The organism is Embleya hyalina (genome assembly GCF_003967355.1).
Classification (GTDB): Bacteria; Actinomycetota; Actinomycetes; order Streptomycetales; family Streptomycetaceae; genus Embleya; species Embleya hyalina.
Genome location: NZ_BIFH01000023.1, coordinates 26,039 through 51,397, shown reverse-complemented (window position 1 = coordinate 51,397; position 25,359 = coordinate 26,039). Strand labels below are relative to the sequence as shown.

The following is a 25,359-nucleotide window of genomic DNA, read 5'->3' as shown; positions in this document are numbered from 1 at the left end:
GCAGGCGCCGGGGCGGCCTCCCCATGGCCTAGAAGGCGGCCTTGCCGCAGATCGGGACGTAGTCGGTGTTCTCCGGCTCCTTGGCCAGCAGTTCGCCGATCCGCGCCACGATCGCCTGGGCGGCCTCGCCGGCGAACGTCCGGTGGTGGTCCTCCTCGCTGTTCCATCCCTCGGTGACGTGTACGACGTCGGGGTCGGAGGCGGAACGCGAGACCAGGTAGACGACGCAGTGCTCGCTCGCGCCGGGGCTGCCCTCGTCCAGGCCGGTCGACAGCAGATCGACCAGCCGGCCGCCCATCCCGGGAGCGGCGGTCAGCGTGGCGTTGAATCCGTAGTTGGCAATCATGGGGAGCCTTCTTCGTTTCGGTGGAGTGGACTTCCTCCATTCAATGCCCCTGACCTGCGGAAACGTTAGAATGATCCTCTCCCGCTCTTGCACGATCCTCGCGAACCCGGGAGTGCTTTCGCGCATTGCTGCTGAAATGGGCGCATGTCCCTCGATGAGTTCCGCGACCTCCTGGCCCGGCACGCCCGCCCCGACTGGACCACCGCCGTCGACGGCGTCCTGATCTCGAAGGTCGACCGGCCCGACCCGCCCGCGCCCTCCATGTCCGGCACGGTCCTGGCGGTCATCGCCCAGGGCGCCAAACGGCTCGCGCTGGGCGATCGGGTCTACGAGTACGGGCCGGGGCAGTACCTGGTCGCCTCCGTCGACCTGCCGGTCACCGGACAGTTCACCCAGGCCGACCCGGGCCGCCCCGCGCTGGGCTTCGGACTCGTTCTCGAACCGTCCGCCGTTGCCGAGCTCCTGCTGCAGGCTGGCCCCGGAGACATGCCCCGCACCGGCGGCGGCCCGCCATCGGGGATCGCCGTCAGCAACGCCCCGCCCGCCCTCCTGGACGCGGTGGTCCGGCTGCTGCGCCTGCTCGACGAACCCCGCGACCGCGCCGTACTGGCCCCGCTGGTCAAACGCGAGATCCTGTGGCGCGTGATCACCGGCGAGCAGGGTGCGACGGTGCGCCAACTGGGCATCGCCGACAGCGGTCTCAGTCATGTCTCACGTGCCGCACGCTGGATCCGTGAGCATTACGCCGAGCCCTTCCGGGTCGAGGACGTGGCCCGCCTCTCCGGCATGAGCGCCTCCGCGTTCTACCGCAACTTCCAGGCGGTGACCGCGATGAGCCCCATCCAGTTCCAGAAGCAGATCCGGCTCCAGGAGGCACGACTGCTGCTGGCCACCCACCCGGGCGACGTCGCCGGGGTCGGCCGGCGCGTCGGCTACGACAACCCGTCGCAGTTCAGCCGCGAGTACCGCCGCCGGTTCGGCGCGCCCCCGGGCCGGGACGCGGTCCGCCTGCGGGACGCCGCCCGCACCCCGGCAAGCATCATGCTGTAAGCACGGTTGGGCAGAACGGGAGAATCGTGCAAGTACGGGCGAGGATAGTTCTACTGTTTTCCCAGTTCAGAGCGATTCAATGGGATCACCGAAACCACCGCCGAGCAGGAATGAACATTCCAGTCCGCGGATCCCACCACATCGCAAGGGGCACAGCATGAACACCGTTCTGATCACCGGGACCTCGTCCGGCTACGGCCGCGCGACCGCCCTCCACTTCCACGCACAGGGGTGGAACGTCATCGCGACGATGCGCAGCCGGCGCCCGGACGTCCTGCCCGAGTCGGACCGGCTGCGCATCGTCGAACTGGACGTGACCAAGCCCGACACGATCACCGCCGCGCTCGAGCTCGCCGGGCCGATCGACGCCCTGGTCAACAACGCGGGTGTCCCCTCGATCAGCGTGTTCGAGGGCACCCCGATGGCCCGCGTGCGGGAGGTCTTCGAGACCAATACGTTCGGCGTGATGGCCACGACGCAGGCGGTGCTGCCCCAGTTCCGCGAGCGCGGATCCGGCGTGGTGGTCAACGTGACCTCCAGCGTGGTGCTGGGCGACATGCCCCTCTCGGCCGTCTACAAGGCGAGCAAGGCGGCCGTCGAGGGGTTCACCTCGTCCCTCGCGCTCGAACTCGCACCCTTCGGCGTACGGGCCAAGACGGTCCAGCCGGGCGCCTGTCTGACGACGAACTTCGCGGGCAAGGCCATGAACGGCGGGCCGCTGGACGAACTGGTCCCGCCGCCCTACGCGCCGTTCGCGAGGAAGGCCATGGCCGACTTCACCGGCCAGGATCTGTTCACCCAGGAGAGCGACGTCGCCGAGACGGTCTGGCGCGCCGCCCACGACACGACCGGCCGACTGCGCTTCCCAGCCGGCCCCGACGCCGTCCGACTCGCCCAGGCGACGTGACCGAACCGGATGCGCTCTCACGTGTACCGGCGTGGGATTGTCCGCAACGGGCATGGGGAGACTCGACCCGCTGGGCACGGCGGCCGCCTTCACCCGCCGGCAGTGGCGCTGTACGCCCCTCCATCCCAAAGCTGCCACAGACCGCCCGCAGCACCACCGAGTCGTAAGGCGCGGGCCCGAGAACCCCAAGGGTGCAGGGGAGGTTGTCAGCCTGATCAACGCAATCAAGAGTCATCACCCTGGTTGCAGTTCTGGTTGCATTCACCGGCGTACACCGCTGTTCGCAAGGCTGACGGCCGCGTACTCCACCGCATGTCAGGACGTTGGCGAGCGTCGCCGGATCAGCGGATGACCCCTTGGAAAGCGTGTTGGGTTCACCCTCCTCACGAGTTCGAATCTCGTATCCTCCGCCAGCCTGAACAGGCAAAACGTTGCCCCCGGTCGCGATGCGGCTGGGGCGACGTCGTTGTCGGTTCTTGCGTGTCGCGCGGCCGGTCCGGCGGGCTCGGGGGTGAGTGGATCCCTCGCTTGGGCCAGCTCGCGCCTACCGTTTCGGCTGTGACCGAAATGTGCGGGGGGCCGTACCGACCACCCTCCTCCATCAGACTGCGCCATTCCTGCCGACGTCGGTCGAAGTGATGACGATGACGGTCGGATTGCCGCCGGGCGACGCGGGCACGCCGCCGCACAGGCGCTCGGGCCCGGTCTTCGGCTACATGGTCGAAGGCGAGCCCGCACGGATCATTCGCGCCGGTGAGGCGTTCCGGGAGCCGGGCGGCGACGTCATCCACTATCGGGCGGGCAACAACCTCGCGGACGCGTGGAGCCGGTTCGTGGTGGTCATGGTCGGGGTCCCCGGCGAGCCCATGCTCACGCTCGTCGAGGAGGGCGGGTTGCGCGAGCGGCGAGGTCGCCGAGCGGCGCGAGCGGTTTCGTGAGCTTCGGGCCGGTCGGCCACACCGGCGCCGTACGCCTGGGGACAGGCCCTGGACCTGCTCGGCGAAGTGTTGGTGGCAGAGGGATTGCGGGTGGGGTCGAGGGGCACTCGACCTTGGCCTCGCACTTCTCCCACCCTGTGCGGGGACCGGCTCGCCGACGTCGCACCCGTGGTCAGGATCGGGTGAGTCTCAGCAGAGCCACGTGGTAGGCCCACGCGTGGGTGGCGACCTTCCGCTCGACACCGAAGTGCCGCCCGGTCGCGCGGTCCAGCACGTGGTGATACTCCTCGAGAAACGCCCAGGACACCTTGGTGAAGTCCTCGTCGGACCAGTTGTAGAGGTGGCGAAGTTCGAACGCCACGGCGGCCAGGAAGGCCGTCTCCTCACGGTCCACGGGTTCGATCCGGCCGCCGCCGGCCTCCACCCATCGTTTTACTTCCTCGGGTGCTCGCTGCCACTTGCTGCCCGAATCACGCAACTCGGCATAGTCGACCCAGGCCCAGAATGCCTCGGCGTCGGCAATGTCCGGGGCCTGTCGATGGTGCTCCACGCAGAGCAGGGCAAAGTTCCGCACGTCCATCGAGCCGCCCAGGGAAGCGGGAACGACGTGCGCCCGTTCGACCGGTGAGCCCCAGCAGATCAGGCACTCGTCGGCGATCCCCAGGTACTCCATGATCGACTGCTTGGACGGGGAGCTTCTGCGACTGCTCTGCTCGGTCTCCCGCGGGCGCAAGGGCAGAGAGTCGATGTCGTACCAGAACGACTTCTCCTCCCCTTCCGGGTAGCCCACGAACACTTGCTCCGGGACCAGGTCGTCCTGCCCACGCTGATTCTTCATCACATACTGCGGAGTGCTGAGCTCGGTCAGATAAGGGAGGACCTTCCTGGGCAGAAAATCCTTGAGCATCTCCCAGGCATCGCGGTCATAGTCGCCCTCGTTGTTCCGATGGCCTTGCACATCGAAGAACAACACCCGGGGCGCCCCTGGCGCACCCTGCTGTGCTTTGTGGAGCATCTCGAATATGCGTGGTGCGCAGCGCTCGAAATTCTCGTATACGGCCATGTCGTGGTAGAGCGCCACCGGTTTCACCTCGCGTGAGGTATTCCGCCCGGCCTTCCGCCCCACCTTCTTGCGAACCCTGCTCTTCGGCAACGCGCGCTCCCTCCCCGCCGCCGCTCAGGATCCCACGGCACGCCGACACCGATCGTGTGGTTGCCGGAGCGATGCCGGGCTTCGGTGCGCGACGGTTGGTCGTGTGTCGGGGGTGGGGAATCCCTCTGGCGACTGAGGTTCGGTGGGGGTTCGGGGCACATACTGACTGGATGTCAGATTGGTTCGGCGGCGTTGTCGTGCGGTTGCGGGCTGTGCGTGGGGACAGTCGGCTCTTGGATGTGCTGGTCGCGGGGGCGGTCGCCGCGGCGGTGTTCGTGCCGTTCTCGACCGCGGCCGATGTGACGGTGCTCGGCTTCGTGGTCAACCTCGGGACGGTCGTGCCGTTGATCTGGCGTCGCCGGGCGCCGTTCGCGGTCACGTTGATCGTCGCCTTCTTCGCCACGGCCGTGTCGTTGCACGACCGGCCCGGGCAGACGTTGCAGTACGGCGCGTTGGTGGCGATCTACACGCTGGCCGACCGCGGGCGGCACCGGTGGCAGCGCTGGGGGTTCATCGGCACGCTCACGGCCACCACCCCGTTCGGCGCGCTGCTGGTCAAGGACAACAACGCGGGGCAGTTCATGTTCACGCTGCTCCTGCCCGTCACGGCGTTCCTCATGGGCATGCTCGCCCGCGCCGCTCGAGAGAGGTCGAATGCGTTGATGGAACGTTCCGCCCAGCTGGAACGTGAACGTGAGGCCGAGGCCGCGCGGGCGGCGGCCGAGGAGCGCGCGAGCATCGCCCGCGACATGCACGACATACTCGCGCACGCGGTCAGCATCATGATCGTCCAGGCGGAGGCCGGACCCGTGGTGGTGCGAACCGACCCCGACCGGGCCGAACGCTCCTTCGACGCGATCGCGGAGGCCGGACGCGACGCGATGGAGCAACTGCGCCGCATGCTGGGCGTCCTCAAGGACGACCAGGAGCAGGACGTCGGTGCCCGCGCACCCCAACCGACCGTCGACACGATCACCCAGCTCATCGAACACGTCGACCGCACGCACGTCCGGGTGCGACTCGTCGTCGAAGGGGACCGCCGCGACCTGCCCGCCGACGCGGACCTGGCCGCGTACCGCATCGTCCAGGAAGCCCTCACCAATACGGTCAAGCACGCCGGCGCCTCCACGGCGGAGGTACGGCTGAGCTGGACCGGCGACGAACTGGAGATCACTGTGACCGACGACGGCAGGGGCGGCGGCGAAGCGAATCCCGCGGGCTGGCGGCGCGGCGGGGACGGCCTGATCGGCATCCGCGAACGTGCTCTCGCCTGCGGCGGAACGGCCGAGGCCGGTCCGCTGCCCGAAGGCGGGTTCCGCGTACACGCGCGTCTGCCCTACACCCCGGCCGCGGCGGTGGCCTCGTGATCCGAGTGGTGCTCGCCGACGACCAGGAACTGGTGCGCAGCGGCTTCGCGATGATCCTGGACGCGCAGCCCGACATCGAGGTCGTGGGCGAGGCGGCGGACGGTACCGCCGCCGTCACCGCCGTCCGCGAGCACGTCCCCGATGTGGTCCTGCTCGACATCCGCATGCCGGGCCTGGACGGCATCGAGGCCGCGAAGATCGTGTGTGCCGAGACCCCGGCCCGCGCGATCATGCTCACCACCTTCGGCCGGGACGACTACGTCTACGACGCCCTCTACGCGGGGGCGAGCGGCTTCCTGCTCAAGGACGTGCGGCGGGACGATCTCGTGCACGCGGTCCGGGTGGTCGCGGCGGGGGAGTCGCTGCTCGCGCCCGCCGTCACCCGACGGCTGATCTCGGACATCGCCCGCAACCGGCCGCGCGCCGGCGCGACCGAGTCCCAACGCCTGGCCGTGCTCACCGCGCGCGAACGCGAGACCCTGCGCATGCTCGGCCGCGGTCTGTCGAACGCGGAGATCGCCACCGCCATGGTCGTCAGCGAGCACACGGTCAAGACGCACGTGAGCAACGTGCTGTCCAAGCTCGGCCTCCGCGACCGGGTGCAGGCCGTCATCGCCGCGTACGAAACCCGGCTGATCGAGCCGGCCTGACCGACCTTCGGCAGGGCGCGCACCGGGTGTACCGGGCGCACCGGGTGCATCGGGCGCCCGGGCGCACCGGACCGATGGACCGACGGACCGACGGACCGACGGACCGACGGACCCACGGCCATCGGTCGCGCGGGGGAGCAGGGCGGCCCCTTCTCCCCCGCGCCGGCCATACCCGGAGATCACCGCCGGCGGCGATCTCCGGAACCGTCGTTCTCCACAGGATTGAGGACATGGGAAACACCCCGTTCCGAATCCCGGGAGAACCGCTCATGACCAGGACCGCCTTCCACCTCGCCCCCGCCCTCATGGGCGCCTACGGTGTCGTCCGCCTCATCGACGGCATCGACGGGCAGCACGGTCCCGGCCCCGCCTGGACCGTCGGCCACCTGCTCTTCCTCGGGTCGCTGCTCCTGTACGGCGTGGTGATCGCGGGACTGCGACGCCGGATCCTCGACACCGAAGGCGGCGGTCGGGCCCGCCGGATCACCGCCGGCGCCCTCACCACCGTGGCCGCCGTCGGGCTGGCCGCCTTCGTCCGCGTCGCCGTCGTCGACATCGTCGTCGGGCTGAAGGCGGCCGACGCGGCCGAGAAGAGCGCGCTGTCCGACCGGTACGCCGACGTCCCCGCCGTGATCCCGCAGGCGTTCTACGAGATCGGCCCGGTGTTCTTCATGCTGGGCCTGCTCGCGCTCTTCGTCCAGTACGCGGTCGTCGGCCCCCGGCGCGGCCTCGCCTCGGCGGCCGCCCCGGTGCTGGTCCTCGTGGGCTTCGTGGCCATCATGGCCGACCTGAACCTCCTCCCGATCGGCGCCGCCCTGATCTGGGTCGCCCTCGTCCCCCTCACCCGCGCCGACACCGTGACGCGGGTCCGCCGGGACGCCCCGGTCACCGCCGCGGCCTGAAGCGCGCGGTGGCGCGGAGCATACGACGCAGCCGGTGCCTCCCCGGGTCACGGCCGTGACGTTAACCGTCAGGTTAACGCGCCTTGCGGAAACGGCCGTTGCCGACGATCCACCCGAGATCGGATGGTTGACCTGCGGCGACGCCCTCGTGGCCGCGTCGTCGAGGTGACTCGCAACCAGGAGGACGCACCATGGAACACCTGCAGACCGGCGTGCTGCTCACCGCCCTCGTCACCGCCGGGCTGATGGCCGGACTGTTCGCCGCCTTCTCCTACTCGGTCATGCCGGGTCTCGGCCGGTCGTCCGACCACACGTTCGTCGAGGCGATGCGGGACATCAACAAGGCCATCCTCAACCCGGTCTTCATGCTTCCGTTCATGGGCACGATCCCCCTCCTCGGTCTGGCCGCCGTCCAGGCCTGGCGCGACCAGGGTCGGCCCGTGCTGCCCTGGGTGCTCGCGGCGCTCGCGCTGTACCTGGTGGGCTTCGTGGTCACCGCCGGCGTCAACGTGCCCCTCAACAACCGACTCGCGGACGCCGGTGATCCCGACCGGACCGGGCGATCGGCGGCGATCCGCGCGGACTTCGAGGGCAAGTGGGTCACCTGGAACATCGTCCGCGCGTTCCTGCACACGGCGGCGTTCGCCTGCCTGGCCTGGGCGCTGATCGTGCACGGCGCGCACCGGTAGCACGGACGCGCGGACGCCGACGCGTCCGCACGGACCGTCGCCCACACCGATCGCCCCGGCGGTATGCCTAGGGATACCCGGGATCCGCCTGCCTCCCGGAGTGCCCCCGACCGCCCGTGTTGATGGACTTCGGGTACCGCCCGAACCGTGGCGGCGAGCGGGGGCCGGGAGGGCGACGTGGGTGGCATGAGCGGCAAAGTGGAGTACGCGCCGAGGGACGCGGAGCCGGTACGGCCCGCTCCGGCGCGGCCCGATGTACCGGTCCTGGAGATGCGGCAGGCGGTGCGCGGGTACGGCGGCGGCGACGCGCGGGTGCGGGCGCTGGACGGTGTGGACCTGTCACTCGACGCCGGTGCCTGGGTCGCGGTGATGGGGCCGTCCGGATCGGGCAAGTCGACGCTGCTGCACTGCGCCGCCGGGCTCGACACGGTGGACTCGGGCCGCGTCACCCTCCTCGGTGAGGACCTGACCGGCGCGGACGACCGGCGGCTGACCCGACTGCGGCGCGGCACGGTCGGGTTCGTGTTCCAGAACTTCAACCTGGTCGCGTCGCTGACCGCCGAACAGAACGTGGCGCTGCCGCTGCGGCTGGCGGGACGCAGGGCCCGGCGCGAGGACGTGCGGTCCGCGCTCGCCGACGTCGGGCTCGCGGACCGGGCGCGGCATCGCCCCCGCGAATTGTCGGGTGGGCAACAGCAGCGCGTGGCGCTGGCGCGGGCGATGGTCACCCGGCCCAGGGTGCTGTTCGCGGACGAGCCGACCGGCGCGCTCGATTCGGCGTCCGCCCGTACGGTGTTGGGGCTCTTGCGGGGCATGTGCGACGACGCGGGGCAGACGATCGTCATGGTCACGCACGATCCGGTCGCCGCCGCGGCCGCCGACACCGTGGTGTTCCTCGCGGACGGGCGGGTGGTCGATCGCATCGAGCGGCCGTCCGCGCGGCGCATCGCCGATCGCCTCGTGTCGCTGGAGGTGTGAGCCGATGTTCACGCTCTCCTGGAGCACACTGCGCGACCGCAAGCAGTTGTTCGCGGGTGCGCTGGTCGCCATCGCGCTGGGCGTCGCGCTCGTCCAGGCGTCGCTGCTGGTGTTGATGTCGGTGTCCGATCCGGTCATCCCGTCCGACCTGCCGCGGGCCGAACGCAACGAGATGCGCGAAGGCTTCGTCGGTGCGGCGATGCTGATGGGGCTTCAGGTCCCGCTCGTGGTGTTCCTCGCGGTCTTCGTCGTCGGCTCGACCTGCGCGTTCGCGGTCGCCCAGCGCCGCCGGGACCTCGCCCTGCTGCGCGTGCTCGGTGGCGGCCGCGGCCAGGTGCGGCGGTTGCTCGCGGCCGAATCGCTGCTGTTGGGTGTCGTCGGCGCGCTGTGCGGCGCTCCGCTGGGGCTGGTCGCCACGTGGGGCCAGGCGCGACTGCTGGAACACGTCGGCTTCGTACCGGCCGGGTTCCGCCCGACGTACTGGGACTGGAAGGCCGTGCTCGTCGCGGGTGCCACCGGAACCGGCATCGCCCTGCTCGGCTCGTGGAACGCGGCTCGGCGCGCGGGGCGCATCCGTCCCCTGGAGGCCATGCACGACACCGGCGCGGCGGCCCGCGTGATGACGCCGGGCCGGTGGTGCGTCGGCCTGTCGTGCCTCGCCCTGTCGATCCTGCTCGCCGTCGGCGCGCAGGCCGCCGACATGATCGGCGCGGTCACCATCGCGATGGTGCTCGCGGTCGTCGGGGCGGTGGCGCTGTCGGCGCTCGCTCCGCTGGTCGTGCCGCTCGTGGCAAGGGTGTTCGGGCTGATGTTGCGGCGCAGCGCGCTGGGTGCGCTGGCCGAGGCGAACATCCGTGACGGCGCGCGTCGCAACGCGGCCGTCGCGGCGCCGCTGATCACCCTCGTCTCGCTGGTCCTCGGATTGTCGGGCGCGCTGGGGGTATTGGCGCGGTCGATCGGTGTCGAGCAGGAACACCTGACCCGTGGCGACCTCGTCGTCACGTCGGCGGACGGCGCACGGGCCGCGCGGCTGGCGGGGATCCCCGGCGTCGCGGACGTGTCGACCCGGCTGACCGTACCGGTGCCGGTGACCGCCGAGGTTCGCCGGGACGGCCCCGGGGCCGCTCGGCCGCACGTCTTCGACGAGCGGGTGATCGCCGTCGACCCGGCCGCCTACGCACGGGCCCGTACGCTCGTGCCGGTGTCCGGCTCGCTGGCCGACCTTCGCGGCGACACCGTGGCCGTCGGCTCCGCGGTGCCCGCCGAGGGCTACCGCGCCCCGCGCGTCGGCGACACGGTGAGCGTCGACGTCGCGGGCCGAGAGCGCACCTTGCGGGTGGTCGCGGTACTTCCGGAAACCCTGGACATCGGCGACGAGTTCCTGATTCCGCGCGAGGCACTGCCCGCCGATCTCCTCGCCGCCGCGCCGGCGGAATCCGTGCTGACGGTCGCGCCGGGCACCTCCGTCGCCGAGGTCGCGAAGCGCGTCCGCGCGGCGGGCCTCGGCGAGTCGACCACGGTGGCGCGCTGGGCACAGGGCCGAGCCGACGCGCAGCAGGACGGCAACGACAAGATCTTCGCGGTACTGCTCGGGCTCGCGGGCGTCTACGCCCTGATCGGCGTGGTCAACGCGCTGGTCATCGCCACGGCCGAACGCCGCGCCGAGTTCGCGGTCGTGCGGCTCAGCGGCCTCGAACGCCCGCAGGTGGTACGGATGGCCCTCGTCGAAGCCTGTGCCGTGACCACGATCGGCCTCCTGCTCGGCGGTCTCGTCGCGGCGGCCGGGATGGCCGGCACGGCCCGGAGCACGGCGGCCGCGACGGGGACGCCGATCGTGGTGGTGCCGTGGGGCATGTTGGCGACCACCGTGCTGGGGGCGTTCGCCGTGACGGTGGTGGCCGCCGTGGTGACCACGCGCGAGGCGACGCGGGAGCGGCCGGCGCGACTCGCCGGGGCGCGTACCTGACGGTCGCCACGCGTCGGTGCGGCCCGAGCGCGCCGGTCGTTCGGGCCGCGCCATCCGCGCCATCCGCGCCGACGACCGTCGGGCCCGCGACCGGAGGGCCGGGCAGGGGGCCGACGGAACCGGTCGGTCGGCTCCGGCGGCTCGGTGGGTACGGTGTGCGCACCGCCGCCGACGATCACGAGAGGACCGCCGTGCCGTCGTACGCCCTGCTTCGCCGCCGGCGGTCCGGAAGCCGCGCGACCGCCGACCACGCGACCGCCGACCGCACGGCCGACCACACGGCCGGCGCGGGCCCGCGGCGGCGGCTGCGCGGGCTCGCGTACCTCGCCCTCGGCCTGCCGGTCGGCCTCCTCGCCCTGGTCGTCCTCGGCGCGCTCACGGCGCCGGTGTTGATGGCGTGCGCCCGGCCGGCCGACATCTCCTCGTGGGCGGACGCCGCCCGCCGTGCCGCGCTCCTGACCTTCGGAATCCTCCTGACCGTCGGCGTCGCGCCCCTGGCCGCGGCTCCGCTGGCCGCCCTGGAACGCCACCGGCTGCGCGTACTCGCATCCGCGCCGACCGAGCCGACCGCGCCCGAGCCGCGCCCCCATGCCGTTCGATTCCGCGCGAGGTACACCACGGCCCGCGCCTGGCGGGAGGTCGCCGCCGGGTACCTGGTCGCCGTCGCCGGACCCGGGCTGGTGCTGCTCGCGGCGACCTGGGCCGTCCTGTGCCCGATATGGCTCGCCGCGCCGCTCGTGGTCGCGCGCAGCAGCGGCGGCCCGGTGGCGCTCGGCATCGGCCACGCGCGCAGCGTCCCCGACGCCCTCCCGTACTGCGCCGCCGGGCTCGCCGCGGGCGTCCTCGGCATCGTGGTCCTCATCACCCTCGTCCGCGCGCAGGCCGCCCTGTCCCGGACCCTGGTCGAGCCCCGCCCCGACCCGCTGGCCACCCGCCTCGTCGAGGTCACCCGCTCCCGGTCGCGCCTCGCGGACGGCTTCGCCGCGGAGCGCCGCCGCATCGAGCGCGACCTGCACGACGGCGCCCAACAACAACTCCTCGGCCTGACCCTGCAATTGGGCCTCGCCCGGATGGACCTGCCCGCCGACTCCGCCGCGGGACAGGCCGTCGCCAGGGCGCACGACCAGGCCAAGACCCTGATGGCCGACCTGCGCGAACTGATCCGCGGCATCCACCCCCAGGTGCTGACCGACCGGGGGCTGGGCGCGGCCCTGTACGAACTCGCCGAGTTCTGCCCGCTGCCCGTCGCCGCCGACATCGACCTGCCGCACCGCCCGCCGCAGGCGGTCGAGACCGCCGCGTACTTCGCCGCCGCCGAGGCACTGGCCAACGCGCTCCGGCACAGCGCCGCCGACAACATCCGGCTCACCGCCCGAGTGCGGCACGACCGGCTGACGGTCGACGTCGAGGACGACGGACGCGGCGGCGCCCGCCTCGCCGACGGCACCGGGCTGACCGGGCTCGCCGACCGGGTCGCGGTCGTCGACGGCACGATCCGGGTGTCCAGCCCACCGGGCGGGCCGACCCTCGTGCGGGTGACGATCCCGTGCCCGCCCCATCCACAGGAGGACGACCGGTGAACCCGATGCGCCTGATCCTGGCCGAGGACACCGTCCTGCTCCGGGCAAGCCTCACCGGGCTGCTGGAGCGCCTCGGCTTCGAGGTGACCGCGGTCCCGGACGGCGCGGCGCTGACCGCCGCCGTCCACGAGCGAGTCCCCGACCTCGTGCTGACCGACGTCCGCATGCCCCCGGCGTTCGCCGACGAGGGCCTGCGCGCCGCACTCGCGCTGCGCGCCTCGTTCCCGGCCCTGCCGATCGTCGTCCTCAGCCAGTACATCGAGCCCGACGGCGCCGCCGAACTGCTCGCCGGCGGTGGCGGACGCGCGATCGGCTACCTCCTCAAGGACCGCATCGTCGACGTCGAGGACTTCGCCGCCACCCTGCGCCGCGTCGCCGCGGGCGGCACCGCCGTCGACCCCCAGGTCGTCACCCGCCTCCTGCGCCGCCGCGCCGAACCCGTCGCCGTACTCACCCCGCGCGAACACCAGGTCCTCGCCCTGATCGCCGAAGGCCTGTCCAACGCCGCGATCATGCGCGCCCTGGACATCTCCGAACCGGCCGTCGGCAAACACGTCCGCAACATCCTCACCAAGCTCGGCCTGCCGCCCGACGACGACACCAACCGCCGCGTCCTCGCCGTCCTGGCCTATCTCGGCTCGCGCTGAACCCCCTCGATGCGGAGCGGTTCGGCTTCCCGGGGCCGAGGGCACACGCACCGCGAACCTCGTGCCGTGCCCTCGGCGATCCGGCGGGCGACGCCGCGCCGCGGCGGGTCAGGGGTTGGTGCGGAGCCAGGTGAGGACCGCGAGGACTCGGCGGTGGTCGTCGTCGGACGGGGGGAGGGCGAGTTTGTCGAAGATGGCGGAGATGTGTTTCTCGATGGTGCCCTGGGTCAGGGACAGGGTGCGGCCGATGGCGGTGTTGCGGCGGCCCTCCGCCATCAGGGCGAGGACTTCGCGTTCGCGTGGGGTGAGGGCGGCCAGCGGGTCGTCGCGGCGGCGGGTGAACAGGGCGGAGACGACCTCCGAGTCCAGGACGGTGCCGCCGCCCGCGACGCGGGTCAGCGCGTCGGAGAGTTCGTCCAGGCGGGATACGCGGTCCTTGAGCAGGTAGCCGACGCCGCCGCCGTCGGCCAGCAGGTCGCCGGCGTAGCTCTCCTCGACGTACTGGGACAACACCAGGATCGCCGTCCCCGGCACCTCGCGGCGAATCCGCAGCGCCGCCCGCAGCCCCTCGTCGGTGAAGGTCGGCGGCATCCGGACGTCGACCACCGCCACGTCCGGCCGGTGTGCGGTCACCGCCTCCACCAGGGACGGGCCGTCGCCGACCGCCGCGACCACCTCCGCGCCGGTCTCCTCCAGCAGGCGGACCAGGCCCTCCCGCAGCAGCAGCGAATCCTCCGCCAAAACCACCCGCATCAACGCTCCCCCACCCCGCTCAACGGAACCTCCGCGGTCAGCGTGGTCGGCCCACCGGCCGGGCTCACCACGTCGAGCCGGCCCTCCACCGCGGCCAACCGGTCGACGAGTCCGGCCAGGCCGTGTCCCTTGCCGGGATGCGCCCCGCCGCGCCCGTCGTCGCGCACCTCCACCGACAACGCCCGCTCGTCCACCCGCACCCGCACCCAACACCGCTCGGCCCCGGCGTGCTTGGCGACGTTCGTCAGCGCCTCGGTCACCACGAAGTACGCCGTATTCTCCACCGCCGGGGCGAACCGCCGCCCCTCCGGCAACTCGGCCGTCAGCGCCACCGGGACCGGACACCGCGCCGCCGCCGCGGTCAGCGCCGGCACCAGGCCCCGGTCGGCCAGGATCGGCGGCGCGATCCCCCGGGACAACGCCCGCAGTTCGGTCAGCGCCTCGTGGCTCTGCGAGATCATGTCGGCGACCAGCGGCCGGGCCCGCTCGGGGTCGTCGTCGAGCCGACGGGCCACCGTCTCCAGGTCCATCGTGAGCCGCACCAGCCGCTGCTGCGGGCCGTCGTGCAGGTCCCGTTCGAGCCGGCGCAGCGTATTCGCCTCGGCCGCCACCGCGCTGCGCCGACCCTGTGCCAGCTGTTCGGTGCGCAGCTGCAACGCCGCCGTCTCGTTGGTCAGCAACACCCGGGCCAGTGCGGCCTGGATCGCGACCAGCGCCCGCACCATCGGCGCCGCCGTGGCGAGCACCACCACACCGATCCCGGTGTTGAACGCGATGTCGGCGGCCCGCGACGAGATGCCGAACATCAGGTCGAGCAGACCCCGCTTGCCCTCGTCGCGCGGGATCGGCCACGACCACGCGACGTACAGCACCTCCCCCAGCCCGCCCACGGTCCAGGTCAGCGCGAGGCAAAAGCCCACCACCCGCAGCGGGAAGGACACCACCATGTGCGTCAGGTCGCGCCAGGACTGCGGCTCCCGCAGCGCGCGCAGCCACGCCTTGAAGCCCGTGCCCGTCGACGCCCGGTAGCCGTGCGGCGGCAACGCCCGACCGGTCACCGCCTCCACCCGCCGCCGCTCCACCGAGGCGAACCACCCGGCCGCGGCCAACACCCCGACCAGGACCGGGATCCCGAACACCAGGACCGAGCCCACCGAGCCGATCACCAACCCGCCGAGCCCGACGACGAACGCGGCGACGCCCAGCGGCAACCCGCCCAGCAGGAAACCGAGTCGGCGCGAGAACATCCGAAACGCGCCTGCCCCCCGCGGGAGTTCACGCGGCGAGGCCGCCACCGGGGATGATGTGGTCGTCTGGGTCATGACCACATCCTCGCCGCCGGAAACGACCGTGCCCAGCGGGTACTCCGGGCCCTCGGGGTAGGGCACACCCCCAGACGCCCCCTCGGCCCGAACCCGACGACGCCGGCCCTATCGCGCGGGCACGATGTTCTGATTCGCGTGGAAGAGGTTCCCCGGGTCGTACTTCCGCTTGATCTCGGCGAGCCGGTCGTAGTGCCCGCGATACGTCGCCTCGACCCGATCGTGGCCCTCCCCCTCACCGATGAAGTTGACGTACGCGCCACCCATCGAGTGCGGATGCAGGTCCTGCCAGTAGTCCACGCACCACCGCCGAATCGTCCCGGCGTTGGCCGGGTCCGGATCGACACCGCCGATGATCCCGGACCACACCGCGTCCCGGTAGTCCCACGCGGTGTCGTCGCGATCCACCCGACGCGCCGCCCCGTCGATCGGATACAGGTGCATCGTGGACAACGCCGTCGGCAGGTTCTCGGCGTACTCGGCGTGCACGTCGATCGCGTCGTCCGTGACGCGATCGAAGAAATCCCCGCGCCAGTACCACTGGAGGCCGGCGGGGATCAGCTCGTCGAACATCGACTGGAGCGCCGGATACGGCATCGGCGCCGCGAAGTGGAAGGCCGGCGCGCCGGGTTCGCGCACCACGGCGAGCACGCGCTCCGCCGCGTCCGGATCACCGCTCCAGCACCACACCACGCCGCACATCGCGCGCCCGTGGATCTCCTCCGGGAACGGCGGCCCCGGAGGCACCGTCAGCAGCGCGAAGAAGCCGTACAGGTCCTCCGGCGCCTGCGGCAGGAACTCGCGGTACCACCGCAGCACCTCGCGCGTGTGCTCGACCGGCCACACGGTGACACCGGCGGTCACCATGTTCACCGCGTGCAGCCGGAAGCGGAACGAGGTGACCACCCCGAAGTTGCCCCCGCCACCGCGCAACGCCCAGAACAGATCCGGGTGTTCGCTTTCGCTCGCGGTCACGAGGCGGCCGTCGGCGAGCACCACGTCCGCGGCCACCAGGTTGTCCACGGTCAGCCCGTACCGGCGGGTCAGATAGCCGTGTCCACCACCCAGGGTGAGCCCGCCGACACCCGTCGTCGACATGATCCCGGCGGGAGTGCCCAGGCCGAACGCGTGCGTGGCGTGGTCGAGGTCGCCGAGCAGGCTGCCGCCGCCGACCCGGGCGGTGCGCGCGGTGGGATCGACTCGCACCCAGCGCATCGGCCGCAGGTCCACGGTCACCGCGTCGTCGACCACACACAGCCCGCCACCGCTGTGGCCGCCGCCGCGAACCGCGAGTTCGAGGTCGTGGTCGCGGATGAAGTCCACCGCGGCCATCACGTCCGCCGCGTCCGTGCAGCGCACGACGGCCGCCGGACGCCGATCGATCATCGCGTTGTAGATACCGCGCGCCGCGTCGTACTCGGCGTCCCGCGGCCCGATCACCGGCCCGCGCAGCGCGGTACGCATGTCTTCGAGCGTTGTGCCGTCCATGACCATCTCCCTGACGGGACGCGGACCGCGAACCCGCCCGGTCGCGTGCCGACCGGCCCTCGGGAAGCAATCATGCGCCCATCCCCCGGCGCCGCCGTGGCCTGCAGGACTCGCCGAACGCCGCAGGGCTTACCCGTCCAGCGTCCCGCCGAGCCCGGCGACGCGCAATTCCGGGCGGCCCCGCTCCGCCCCGCCGATCACCGCGCGACGCGACCGCGCCCCGCCGATCACCGCGCGACCCGGCACCGGTTGCCGCAGATCGCCAGACTGCACCAGCGACGCCGTCCGCTCGCGTCCAGGAACAGCCAGCCGCACGCCTCGTCCGGACACCTGCGGACGAGGAACCGGCGCGGATCCGCCAGGAGCTCGGCCGCGCTGCGGGCCACCGCGTACAGCGGCAGCGCCAACCCCGCCGCCGGCGACAACCGCCACCGCCCCAGCCCATCCTCGCCGCGCCGGAACACCGCCACCCCGGCCGCCTCCCGGGCCGTCTCGGCCACCGCGTTGAACGCGCGCACGTCCTGCGGATCGATCAGGCAGGCGTACAGATCGGCCCGGAACTCCCGCGCCCGCGCCAGTGCCGCAGCGGCCTCGTCCGGCCGCTCCCGCGCCCGCCGAAGCAGCCACCCGACCAGCCGCTCGTCGGCCAGGTCCAGATGCCCCGTCCACACCGCGAGGGTGGCGTAGCCGCGCAACCAGTCCGCGCCCGGGCGCTCGGGGCCGCCCCAGCCCGCGTACGTGTTGCAGAACTCCGGCGCCGGATGCCCACTCGTGTTCCAGGGCAGCCACTCCTCCCCGACCCGCACCGCGTACACCGGCGCCGAGGGCCGATCCAGGCGCGGGTCGCCGCGCAGGATGCGCTCGTGCAGGCCGGTCAGCGTCGATCCCGGCTCGATGCCCAGTTCGCTCACCAGCACCTTGTGGGTACGCCGGTACGCCTCCAGCGCCTCGGCCCGCCGACCGGCGCGACACAGCGCGGTCATCCGGGCCGCCACCAGTCGCTCGCGAGCCGGGAACTCGTCGGCCACCGGCGCCAGATCGGCCAGGACCCGATCGTGCAACCCCATCGCGAGCCGGGCCTCGGCACGCTGTTCCAGGGCGGACACGCGCAGTTCGTCGAGCCGCCCGGCCAGCCGACCGCGCAGCCGGTCGTCGATCACGTCCGCGAGCAGCGGACCCCGCCACAGCGCCAGTGCCCGATCCTGACACCGCACGCGCTCCGCCGGATCCGCCGCGCCGACCGACCGCCCGACCAGGTCCAGGAACTCCCGTACGTCCACGGCATGCGCGTCGGCGTCCACCGTGTAACCGCCGTGCCGGGTCCGCACCCGCAGCCCGTACGGCGCGAGCCGGGCCCGCAGCCGACCGATGTAGGTGTGCACCGTGCCGCGCGCCGAAGCGGGCGAACCCCCTTGCCACATCAGGTCGATCAACCGCTCCGTGGTGACCACCCGCCCGGCGTCGAGCAGCAGCAGGGCCAGCAGACACCGTTCCTGACGCCGGGTGCCCACCAGCACGCTCCGCCCCTCGTGGCACGCCTCGAAGGCGCCGAGCAACCGAAACTCCATGACCACCTCCACCGGGCCCGCGTGGTGAGAATCCGGTCAGCGCGGGGAGCGAGGCTGGGCGGCGCCACCCGGATCGGTGCCACCCGAATCGGGCGTGCCGACCGCACCCGACCCCACCTCGCGAAGGAACCCCATGCGCCGAACCTTCGTCACCCTGACCGTACTTGCCGCCCTCCTCGGCACCGCCGCCGCGACCCCCGCAGCGGCCGCCGACCCCACCCCGACCGCGTCCGAGACCACGACCACCCAAACGACCGAGGCCCCCTCCACCTGGGAACCCGCCCCGCCCACACCGCCGTTCGACTACCCGGCCGGTGCCCGCTGCGACTTCCCCGTACACGCCGAGGCGATCCTCGACGAGGTGGTGCAACGTGTCCTCGAAACCCACCCCGACGGCAGCCCGAAGCGGGTCGCGTACAAGGGCCCCTTGGTCATGCGGGTGACCGATACCGCCGGCGGCGCCCACTTCGACGCCGACGCCGGCGGCAGCGCCGTCGTCGAGTATCGCCTCGACGGGTCCCAACGCTGGCTGGTACTCGGCCCCGTCCTCACCACCTTCCGCGCGAACGGCGGCACCCTGCCGCGCGGCGTCTACACCATCGACGGCGCGTACATCCTGGACATCACCGCCGACCGCACCAAGACCCTGACCATGCTGCACGGCGGCACCGACGACATCTGCGCCCGCGTGGCCCGATAGGCACCCCGCCGCCCAAGGGGGATGCCGGCGGAAAACCGCCGGCCGCGACCCGGTCGGGATGGTGGAGTGGGACCATGACGAGCCCGCGTGACACCGCCCTGACCTTCCGCGCCCTGCACACGAATTCCGCGCCCCTCGCCCTGGCCAACGTCTGGGACGCCGCCGGCGCCCGCCTGGTCGTCGAGGCCGGCGCCCGCGCGGTGGCCACCACCAGCGCGGGCGTCGCCTGGGGCCTGGGCGCCGCCGACGGCGACCTCCTCGGCCGCGACCGGGCCCTCGAACTGATCGCCCGGGTGGTCGCCGCGGTCGAGGTGCCGGTCACCGCCGACATCGAAAGCGGATTCGGCGTCGACCCGGACGGCGTCGCCGAGACCGTGCGCGGCGTGCTCGCCGCCGGCGCCGTCGGGATCAACCTGGAGGACGCCTCGCACGGCGGCCCGACACCGCTGCGCCCGATCGCCGACCAGGCCGAGCGCATCGCCGCCGCGCGGGCCGCCGCCGACGCCGCCGACATCCCGCTCTACCTCAACGCCCGGGTGGACACCTACCTCCGAGGCACCGGCGAGCCCGCCGACCGCCTGCGCGAGACGCTCGACCGGGCGACCGCCTATCTCGCCGCCGGCGCCGACGGCATCTTCGTGCCCGGCGTGATCGACCCGCCCACCATCGCCGCGCTCACCGCGTCCCTGACCGCCCCGCTCAACATCCTGGTCGGCCCCGGCGCCCCCGACGTCGCCGAACTCGGCCGGCTCGGCGTGGCCCGGGTCAGCCTGGGCTCCGCCGTCGCCGAGGCCGCCTACGCGGTGGTCCGCCGCGCGGCGCGGGAGCTGTACGACAGCGGCACCTACACCGGCCTCGCGGACGCGATCCCGTACGGCGACCTGAACGCGCTGCTCGCCCGCTGACCCGAGCTTCGGCGCCGGCCCGGTCCACGCCGGGCCGGCCGCCGCCGACTCAGCCGAACGCCGGGGTGTCGTCGCCCGCCGGTCGGCGCAGCAGAGCCAGCCGATCGGCCAGGTCACCGCCCGGAGGCGGGGTGTACAGCACCACCCGGCGGTTGTCCTCGGGGGTGATCAGGACCTGGCAGTCCACCTCCACCAAACCCAGCACCGGGTGCAGCACCCGCATCCGGCTGTGCCGCCGCACCGCCACCTCGTGCCGATCCCACAACTCGGCGAACTCGTCACTGGCCTCGCGCAACCGGCTCACCAGCCGAGTCACCGCCGCGTCGTGCGGCCGGTGCGCGGCGGCGGCCCGCAGGTCGGCCACGTGCAGCCGGCTGTAGTACTCGTGCTCCTCGGCCGGATACGCGGCCCGCTGCCGGTCGTCGCCGAACCACCGCCACACCACGTTGCGGCCGTGCTCCGAGACCGTACACACCCCGCCGAGCAGGGCCCGCGCCATCGCGTTCTGGGCCAACACGTCACCAAGGTCGTCGAGCACCTGCGCGGGCGTGGCGTCCAACCGGTCCAGCAGATGCAGCAGCGCCGGCGCCACCTCGTCGCCGGCGGTCCGCGCCGCGGGCGGGCGATGCCCGGCCAGCAGGTACAGGTGATCCCGCTCGTCGTCGCTCAACCGCAACGCCCGGGCCAGCGCGCCGAGCATCTGCGTGGACGGCTGCGGCCCGCGGGCCTGCTCCAGGCGGATGTAGTAGTCGGCCGACATCCCGGCGAGCTGCGCCACCTCCTCCCGCCGCAGGCCGGGCGTACGCCGCCGAGGCCCGGCGGGCAGCCCCGCCTCCCGGGGCGAGACCCGCTCCCGGGAGCGCCGCAGGAAGTCGGCGAGCTGGTCCCGAACAATCTTCATGCGCCCATCGTCGCGCATCGCCGCGTCCGCAGACTGGGACCGCCGATCCCAGGGTCGGCGATGCTCTCCCGGGTCCGAGGCCCCGGCGGCAGAGTTCGAGGGGTCGGAGCCGATGCCCGACGTCGCTCGACACCCCGCCGTTTCGTGAAGGAGCTCGCCATGCCCGTCGTCAAGGTCGCCGACGCCCAGGTCCACTACGCCGTCTCCGGTTCCGGCACCGGCCCCGCGCTGCTGCTCGTCCACGGGGTCGGGTCCGTGGGGGCGCCGGTGACCTGGGGCTCCACCGCCCCCCTGCTGGACGGGGACCGGGTGGTCATCGCGGTGGACCTGTCCGGGACCGACGCCACCGTCGACGACGGCGGGGAACTGACCGTCGAGATCCTGACCGGCCAGGTGATCGCGGTGATCGAGGACGCCGACCTCGGCCCCGTGGACCTGCTCGGCTTCTCGATGGGCGCGGCCGTGGTCGCCGCGGTCGCCGCGCTGCGGCCGGACCTGGTGCACCGGCTGATCCTGGTCGCCGGGTGGGCGTACACCGAGGGCGACGAATACCTGCGCAACACCTTCGCGCTGTGGCGGCGGCTCGGGGACACCGACGCCGAGTCGTTCTCCCGGTTCGTGACGATGACCGGCTTCGCCCGGGGCTTCCTGAACTCGATCGGTCGCGACGCGGTCGAGGCGATGACGCACAACATGACGCCGACCCCGGGCACGCTGCGGCACGTGGACTTCGCCGTGGCCCTCGACATCCGCCCGCTGCTGCCGCTGATCCGGACCCGGACGCTGGTCGTCGGCTGCGCGCGGGACGCCACCATCCCGGTGGAGCACAGCCGGGCCCTGCACGATGCGATCGCGGGCGGCTCGTACGTCGAGATCGACGCCGGACACGTGGTGATGTTCGAGAAGCAGGACGAGTTCGTCGCGAGGGTCCGCGAGTTCATCGCCGCCGGGTGAGGCGCGAACGCGGGAAAACCCGCTGACCCTCGCCCCCGGTCCGGCCCACAATGTGGAACCGACGGCGGTGTCCGGACCACCCGAGCGGGTGTCGGTCGGCACTGGGATCATCGAGGGACACCGAGGGGAGGTGACGGACGTGGCGTACGGCGAACGTGCCCCGCAGGCACCGATCGTGAGCCTGACCGACCGTCGGGCGCTGGAGGCGTGGCGACCGGCCGACGACGAGGTGATCGCGCGGGCCCGCAAGCTCAAGGAAGAGGCGCTGCTCGACTTCGGCATGGAACTGTCGGTCATCGCCTCGTGGTTGTACACCAAGTGCCACCACCACATCCCGACCACCGCGATCGACACGGCCGCCGTGATGGCCTCCGGCGACGGCACCTGCCTGCTGCTCTACAACCCGCGGTTCTTCTGCGACCTGGGCCTGGACGGCGTCAAGTTCGTGCTCTTCCACGAGGCCCGACACCTGATCCAGCGGCACCTGTTCGCCGAGGCCGACCTGCGCGCCGACCCGGTGTTCACGCTCGCCGCCGAGGTGACCATCAACCACGTCGCGATGACCCGCCTGGGCCGCACGTCGCTGCCGATCGTGCGGCGCACCGACCCGGACACCGGCGCGCAGATCGGCGAGCCGACCGGCATCGACCCGCGCGAGATCCACCGCGCCTACGTCGAGGACCTCCGGGACCAGGGCCTGGAGTCGCTGCCCTACGACGACTTCGTGGACACCGACGCGACGGTCTACGCCGAACTCAAGCGGATGAAGCACCCGCCGGTCCCGCCGCCGCTGTGCGTACACGTGATCCTGGGCGAGGGCACCGGACTCCACGACGGCATGGACGGCGAGACGGTCGACCGGGTGGCCTCGGAGGTGCTGCGCAGCGTGCTGCTGGCGGCGCGGCGGGGCGAGCGGCTGGCCCGGCGGGAGTTGCTCGACCTGCTCTCCCGCACCGACGGCGCCACCGACCGCACCTCCAAGCTCTGGGGCGATCTGGGGGCCGGCTTCCTGCGCGGCGAGACCCAGCGCACCCGTCGGGTCGAGTGGTGGCAGCAGTGGCTGGTCGACGTGCTCGCCTCCAAGCTGCGCGAGGGCGAGCGGCTGGTCTATCCGAAAAAGCGCGGCGCGCTGCTCGCCGCGCTCGGCCACGACCCGATGCTCGCCCGACGCGGTCTGGAGCGCACCAAGGTCGTGGTGATCGCCTACGACACCTCGGGCTCGATGCCCGACCAGGTGGTGGCCTGGTTGACCGAACTGGTCGGCAAGGCCGAGGGCGTGGAGACGCACTGGCTCAGCTTCGACGGCACGGTGATGCCGTTCAAGCCGGGCGAGCGGGTGCTGGGCGGCGGGGGCACCAACTTCCAAAACGTCGCCGACTACGTCGAGGGCCGACTGACGATCGAGGGATCGGGCCGGTTCGAGGAATCGGTGGACGCGGTGGTGATGCTCACCGACGGCTACGCGCCGCCGATCACCCCCGCCGACCCCGACAAGTGGATCTGGCTGATCACCGAGGGCGGCGACGACTGGCCCGAGCGGCACGACCCGCCCATGGACTGCCACCGCGTCCTCACCGGCGACCACTGATCGGGGCCGCCGATGCCGACCCGCCTCGCCGACCGATGCCCGCGCCGGCCGACACCCCCGGCCGAAAAGCCCTCCGCGACAGCACGCCGTGCGGCCGCCCCCGGAAGGAACCATGACGATCACCGCTGACACCACGCGCGCCGGCCGACCCGCGTCCGAGCCCAAGTGGAAGGTCACCGCCACCTTTCCCGAGCGCCCCAAGGGGTGGAAGGGCGTGTCCAAGCTCGAGGAGTTCATCGACGCGATGATCGACCTCGGCCAGACCGGGCAGATCTTCGGCGAACACGGCATCGGCAAGACCGCCACGTTCTTCAGCCACATCCCGGACCGGCACGAGGACACGGTCCTGGTCTTCGTCCCGGCCGCCAACCTGACCCCCGACGACCTGCTGATCAACGCGCCGGTCCGGGACACGCGCACCGGCGAACTGGTGCTGCGTCAGCTGATCATGCGTCAACTGCGGCCCGGCAAACGCTTCGTGCTGCTGATCGACGACGCGTTGCAGGCGGGCGAGACGATCCAGTCCCAACTCATGCAGATCGCCTGCAACTGGACGCTCGGCGAACACGACCTGCGCGAACTCGGCTGCGTGGGCGTCTTCCTCACCGACAACGAGTCGCTGGCCGAGACCGCGACCCGGCGTACCGACCTGGCCATCCTGGACCGCATGGTCACGGTCAAGATCACCGCGACCGACACCGCGTGGCGCTACAAGCTCGCCGAGCGCTTCGCCGGCACCGACCTGACCCAGGTCTTCCAGGTGTGGACCAGCCTGTCCCCGGCGCTGCGCCAACTGATGTCCCCGCGCACGCTGGAGCACGTGATCGACTGCGCGCTGGCCGGCTTCCCGCCGGTGTGGGGGCTGCCGCTGGTCAACGGCGAGCGGCTGGCGCTGACCGAGACCAAGAAGGACGGCTCCCCCGGCCCGGACCGCACCGACGAGGTGCTGGACCGGATCGCCTCCGGCCTGGGCGTGCGCAACCCCGACCAGACCCCCGACGCGGTGCGCCGGATCGTCCGCGAGGCGATCCACCGCCGCTGGTCGGTGCTGATCCAGGGTCCGCCCGGCTGCGGCAAGACCGAGGTGGTGCGCGAGGTGGTGCGCGCCGAACTCGGCCACGACCCGCTCTACTTCTCGCTGCCGGTCACCAACGTCGAGGACCTGTGCGCGCCCGTGCCCACCCCCGACGGCTCGCTGGAGAACCTGCTGGCGGCCAAGTTCACCGATCCCGGCGCCAAGGTGATCGTCTGGGACGAATACAACCGGCCCAAGGACAAGTCCACCTTCGCCAAGCTGATGGAGGTCACCCAGGAGTGGTCCATAGCGGGCCGCCCGATCCCCGGCCTGCGCGCCCAGATAGCGCTGCAGAACCCGCCGTACCACCTCGGCCGCAAGATGCTCGTCTCGCGCAACAACATCGCGCAGGCCACCCGCTTCACCGCGTCGCTGACCATCCGTCCCGAGGACATCCCGGCCAACGAGTGGCTGATCGCCACCTATGGCCCGGTCGCCGAGACGGTGCTGGAGTGGTGGAAGAACGACATCGACGACGAGGGCCGCGACTGGATCACCAAGCGCACCCTGGAGCGGCTGATCAAGCTGCACCAGCGCGACCTGCCGCTGGAGATGGCCAAGGTCTACCTCGGCGACGGCGAATACGCGCCCGTGGCGCTGAACGCCCTCGAGGCCAGGTTCGCGGAGAACCCGGCCACCGGCCTCGGCGACATCTCGGCCAACCTCGACGAATGGGTGCGCCGACTCGACGCGGCCAACGAGGAGTCCGGCGAGGGCACCGACGACACCGACATCGTGCACCAGGTGCTGGCCAACGCCGAGTTGTCCCAGCTGCGCGAACACATGGACACCGTCGCGCAGTTGCTCGCCGGCCTGCCGCCCAAGCTGCGCTCCAGCTATCTGGTCGGCCAGTCGGTGGACAAACAGCGCTTCTGGATCGAGGCGTTCGCGAAGATGCCGCGCCGCTGAGCCCGGCCCCGGTCGGCCCGTCC

At 72.3% G+C, this 25,359-nt stretch carries 23 protein-coding genes; 16 read left to right on the top strand and 7 right to left on the bottom strand.

Annotated elements, in window-relative coordinates; genetic code table 11:
* Positions 1-28: 28 nt before the first annotated feature.
* Positions 29-346 (bottom strand): putative quinol monooxygenase, encoded by a 318-nt coding sequence (locus EMA17_RS23850; protein ID WP_126639161.1) that lies wholly within the window; start codon positions 344-346, stop codon positions 29-31.
* Positions 347-490: 144 nt separating this feature from the next.
* Between EMA17_RS23850 and EMA17_RS23845 the strand changes: the two genes are divergently transcribed.
* The 3 genes from EMA17_RS23845 to EMA17_RS23835 all read left to right on the top strand — a co-directional run bounded on the left by EMA17_RS23845 (position 491) and on the right by EMA17_RS23835 (position 3,241).
* Positions 491-1,396, top strand: coding sequence for an AraC family transcriptional regulator (locus tag EMA17_RS23845; protein ID WP_126639160.1), 906 nt, complete (start codon positions 491-493; stop codon positions 1,394-1,396).
* A 157-nt stretch (positions 1,397-1,553) separates the two neighbouring features.
* Complete coding sequence (locus EMA17_RS23840; protein ID WP_126639159.1) at positions 1,554-2,303, top strand: SDR family oxidoreductase; 750 nt, start codon at positions 1,554-1,556, stop codon at positions 2,301-2,303.
* Positions 2,304-2,947: 644 nt separating this feature from the next.
* Positions 2,948-3,241, top strand: a complete 294-nt coding sequence (locus EMA17_RS23835) for a cupin domain-containing protein (protein WP_307721560.1) — start codon at positions 2,948-2,950, stop codon at positions 3,239-3,241.
* Between the two features lie 172 nt (positions 3,242-3,413).
* Here EMA17_RS23835 and EMA17_RS54255 read toward each other — a convergent pair whose 3' ends face one another.
* Complete coding sequence (locus EMA17_RS54255) at positions 3,414-4,322, bottom strand: HNH endonuclease signature motif containing protein (protein WP_246126854.1); 909 nt, start codon at positions 4,320-4,322, stop codon at positions 3,414-3,416.
* 242 nt (positions 4,323-4,564) lie between these two features.
* On the opposite strand from EMA17_RS54255, the gene EMA17_RS23825 reads away from it, so the two are divergent.
* The 8 genes from EMA17_RS23825 to EMA17_RS23790 all read left to right on the top strand — a co-directional run bounded on the left by EMA17_RS23825 (position 4,565) and on the right by EMA17_RS23790 (position 13,173).
* Positions 4,565-5,761, top strand: coding sequence for a sensor histidine kinase (locus EMA17_RS23825; protein ID WP_126639158.1), 1,197 nt, complete (start codon positions 4,565-4,567; stop codon positions 5,759-5,761).
* A gap of 50 nt (positions 5,762-5,811) precedes the next feature.
* The gene (locus tag EMA17_RS23820) at positions 5,812-6,411 is read left to right on the top strand and encodes a response regulator (protein ID WP_176605554.1); all 600 of its coding nucleotides are present in this window, start codon (positions 5,812-5,814) and stop codon (positions 6,409-6,411) included.
* 269 nt (positions 6,412-6,680) lie between these two features.
* On the top strand, positions 6,681-7,313 hold the full coding sequence (locus EMA17_RS23815; RefSeq protein ID WP_126639156.1) for a hypothetical protein: 633 nt from the start codon (positions 6,681-6,683) through the stop codon (positions 7,311-7,313).
* A gap of 191 nt (positions 7,314-7,504) precedes the next feature.
* On the top strand, positions 7,505-8,002 hold the full coding sequence (locus EMA17_RS23810; protein WP_126639155.1) for an anthrone oxygenase family protein: 498 nt from the start codon (positions 7,505-7,507) through the stop codon (positions 8,000-8,002).
* Between the two features lie 270 nt (positions 8,003-8,272).
* Entirely contained in the window at positions 8,273-8,980 is a 708-nt protein-coding gene (locus EMA17_RS23805; RefSeq protein ID WP_126639361.1) for an ABC transporter ATP-binding protein, read from the top strand.
* 4 nt (positions 8,981-8,984) lie between these two features.
* Entirely contained in the window at positions 8,985-10,946 is a 1,962-nt protein-coding gene (locus tag EMA17_RS23800; protein ID WP_126639154.1) for an FtsX-like permease family protein, read from the top strand.
* A gap of 191 nt (positions 10,947-11,137) precedes the next feature.
* Positions 11,138-12,526, top strand: a complete 1,389-nt coding sequence (locus tag EMA17_RS23795; protein ID WP_246126853.1) for a sensor histidine kinase — start codon at positions 11,138-11,140, stop codon at positions 12,524-12,526.
* A 5-nt stretch (positions 12,527-12,531) separates the two neighbouring features.
* Positions 12,532-13,173, top strand: a complete 642-nt coding sequence (locus EMA17_RS23790) for a response regulator transcription factor (RefSeq protein WP_126639360.1) — start codon at positions 12,532-12,534, stop codon at positions 13,171-13,173.
* Between the two features lie 108 nt (positions 13,174-13,281).
* Here EMA17_RS23790 and EMA17_RS23785 read toward each other — a convergent pair whose 3' ends face one another.
* From EMA17_RS23785 to EMA17_RS23770, 4 genes are all read right to left on the bottom strand, one after another.
* The gene (locus tag EMA17_RS23785; RefSeq protein WP_078976457.1) at positions 13,282-13,926 is read right to left on the bottom strand and encodes a response regulator transcription factor; all 645 of its coding nucleotides are present in this window, start codon (positions 13,924-13,926) and stop codon (positions 13,282-13,284) included.
* Positions 13,926-15,248: a sensor histidine kinase gene (locus tag EMA17_RS55410; protein ID WP_126639153.1), complete on the bottom strand. Its 1,323-nt coding sequence runs from the start codon at positions 15,246-15,248 to the stop codon at positions 13,926-13,928. The genes EMA17_RS23785 and EMA17_RS55410 overlap by 1 nt, the downstream gene beginning before the upstream one ends.
* A 108-nt stretch (positions 15,249-15,356) precedes the next feature.
* Positions 15,357-16,736, bottom strand: a complete 1,380-nt coding sequence (locus EMA17_RS23775) for an FAD-binding oxidoreductase (RefSeq protein WP_126639152.1) — start codon at positions 16,734-16,736, stop codon at positions 15,357-15,359.
* Positions 16,737-16,963: 227 nt separating this feature from the next.
* On the bottom strand, positions 16,964-18,304 hold the full coding sequence (locus EMA17_RS23770; RefSeq protein WP_126639151.1) for a BTAD domain-containing putative transcriptional regulator: 1,341 nt from the start codon (positions 18,302-18,304) through the stop codon (positions 16,964-16,966).
* A gap of 133 nt (positions 18,305-18,437) precedes the next feature.
* On the opposite strand from EMA17_RS23770, the gene EMA17_RS23765 reads away from it, so the two are divergent.
* Both EMA17_RS23765 and EMA17_RS23760 read left to right on the top strand, forming a co-directional pair.
* Positions 18,438-19,004: a hypothetical protein gene (locus EMA17_RS23765; protein WP_126639150.1), complete on the top strand. Its 567-nt coding sequence runs from the start codon at positions 18,438-18,440 to the stop codon at positions 19,002-19,004.
* Between the two features lie 74 nt (positions 19,005-19,078).
* A complete protein-coding gene (locus EMA17_RS23760; protein WP_126639149.1) occupies positions 19,079-19,909 on the top strand; it encodes an isocitrate lyase/PEP mutase family protein in 831 nt (276 codons plus the stop codon).
* Positions 19,910-19,958: 49 nt separating this feature from the next.
* Here EMA17_RS23760 and EMA17_RS23755 read toward each other — a convergent pair whose 3' ends face one another.
* Complete coding sequence (locus tag EMA17_RS23755) at positions 19,959-20,810, bottom strand: helix-turn-helix transcriptional regulator (protein ID WP_126639148.1); 852 nt, start codon at positions 20,808-20,810, stop codon at positions 19,959-19,961.
* Positions 20,811-20,969: 159 nt separating this feature from the next.
* On the opposite strand from EMA17_RS23755, the gene EMA17_RS23750 reads away from it, so the two are divergent.
* The 3 genes from EMA17_RS23750 (at position 20,970) to EMA17_RS23740 (ending at position 25,336) form a co-directional block, all read left to right on the top strand.
* Positions 20,970-21,764, top strand: coding sequence for an alpha/beta fold hydrolase (locus EMA17_RS23750; RefSeq protein WP_126639147.1), 795 nt, complete (start codon positions 20,970-20,972; stop codon positions 21,762-21,764).
* Positions 21,765-21,903: 139 nt separating this feature from the next.
* A complete protein-coding gene (locus EMA17_RS23745) occupies positions 21,904-23,352 on the top strand; it encodes a DUF2201 family putative metallopeptidase (protein ID WP_246126852.1) in 1,449 nt (482 codons plus the stop codon).
* 112 nt (positions 23,353-23,464) lie between these two features.
* Positions 23,465-25,336: an AAA family ATPase gene (locus EMA17_RS23740; RefSeq protein WP_126639145.1), complete on the top strand. Its 1,872-nt coding sequence runs from the start codon at positions 23,465-23,467 to the stop codon at positions 25,334-25,336.
* Positions 25,337-25,359 lie beyond the last annotated feature (23 nt).

What these genes read in the sequence shown, in the direction of transcription:
- EMA17_RS23805 (WP_126639361.1), top strand. Translation starts at nt 8,273, where the DNA reads ATGCGGCAGGCGGTGCGCGGGTACGGCGGCGGCGACGCGCGGGTGCGG.
- EMA17_RS23815 (WP_126639156.1), top strand. Translation starts at nt 6,681, where the DNA reads ATGACCAGGACCGCCTTCCACCTCGCCCCCGCCCTCATGGGCGCCTAC.
- EMA17_RS23825 (WP_126639158.1), top strand. Translation starts at nt 4,565, where the DNA reads ATGTCAGATTGGTTCGGCGGCGTTGTCGTGCGGTTGCGGGCTGTGCGT.
- EMA17_RS23775 (WP_126639152.1), bottom strand. Translation starts at nt 16,736, where the DNA reads ATGGACGGCACAACGCTCGAAGACATGCGTACCGCGCTGCGCGGGCCG.
- EMA17_RS23785 (WP_078976457.1), bottom strand. Translation starts at nt 13,926, where the DNA reads ATGCGGGTGGTTTTGGCGGAGGATTCGCTGCTGCTGCGGGAGGGCCTG.
- EMA17_RS23850 (WP_126639161.1), bottom strand. Translation starts at nt 346, where the DNA reads ATGATTGCCAACTACGGATTCAACGCCACGCTGACCGCCGCTCCCGGG.
- EMA17_RS23770 (WP_126639151.1), bottom strand. Translation starts at nt 18,304, where the DNA reads ATGGAGTTTCGGTTGCTCGGCGCCTTCGAGGCGTGCCACGAGGGGCGG.
- EMA17_RS23755 (WP_126639148.1), bottom strand. Translation starts at nt 20,810, where the DNA reads ATGAAGATTGTTCGGGACCAGCTCGCCGACTTCCTGCGGCGCTCCCGG.
- EMA17_RS23760 (WP_126639149.1), top strand. Translation starts at nt 19,079, where the DNA reads ATGACGAGCCCGCGTGACACCGCCCTGACCTTCCGCGCCCTGCACACG.
- EMA17_RS23740 (WP_126639145.1), top strand. Translation starts at nt 23,465, where the DNA reads ATGACGATCACCGCTGACACCACGCGCGCCGGCCGACCCGCGTCCGAG.
- EMA17_RS23750 (WP_126639147.1), top strand. Translation starts at nt 20,970, where the DNA reads ATGCCCGTCGTCAAGGTCGCCGACGCCCAGGTCCACTACGCCGTCTCC.
- EMA17_RS23840 (WP_126639159.1), top strand. Translation starts at nt 1,554, where the DNA reads ATGAACACCGTTCTGATCACCGGGACCTCGTCCGGCTACGGCCGCGCG.
- EMA17_RS23845 (WP_126639160.1), top strand. Translation starts at nt 491, where the DNA reads ATGTCCCTCGATGAGTTCCGCGACCTCCTGGCCCGGCACGCCCGCCCC.
- EMA17_RS23765 (WP_126639150.1), top strand. Translation starts at nt 18,438, where the DNA reads ATGCGCCGAACCTTCGTCACCCTGACCGTACTTGCCGCCCTCCTCGGC.
- EMA17_RS23820 (WP_176605554.1), top strand. Translation starts at nt 5,812, where the DNA reads ATGATCCTGGACGCGCAGCCCGACATCGAGGTCGTGGGCGAGGCGGCG.
- EMA17_RS23790 (WP_126639360.1), top strand. Translation starts at nt 12,532, where the DNA reads ATGCGCCTGATCCTGGCCGAGGACACCGTCCTGCTCCGGGCAAGCCTC.
- EMA17_RS55410 (WP_126639153.1), bottom strand. Translation starts at nt 15,248, where the DNA reads ATGACCCAGACGACCACATCATCCCCGGTGGCGGCCTCGCCGCGTGAA.
- EMA17_RS23835 (WP_307721560.1), top strand. Translation starts at nt 2,948, where the DNA reads ATGACGGTCGGATTGCCGCCGGGCGACGCGGGCACGCCGCCGCACAGG.
- EMA17_RS23800 (WP_126639154.1), top strand. Translation starts at nt 8,985, where the DNA reads ATGTTCACGCTCTCCTGGAGCACACTGCGCGACCGCAAGCAGTTGTTC.
- EMA17_RS23810 (WP_126639155.1), top strand. Translation starts at nt 7,505, where the DNA reads ATGGAACACCTGCAGACCGGCGTGCTGCTCACCGCCCTCGTCACCGCC.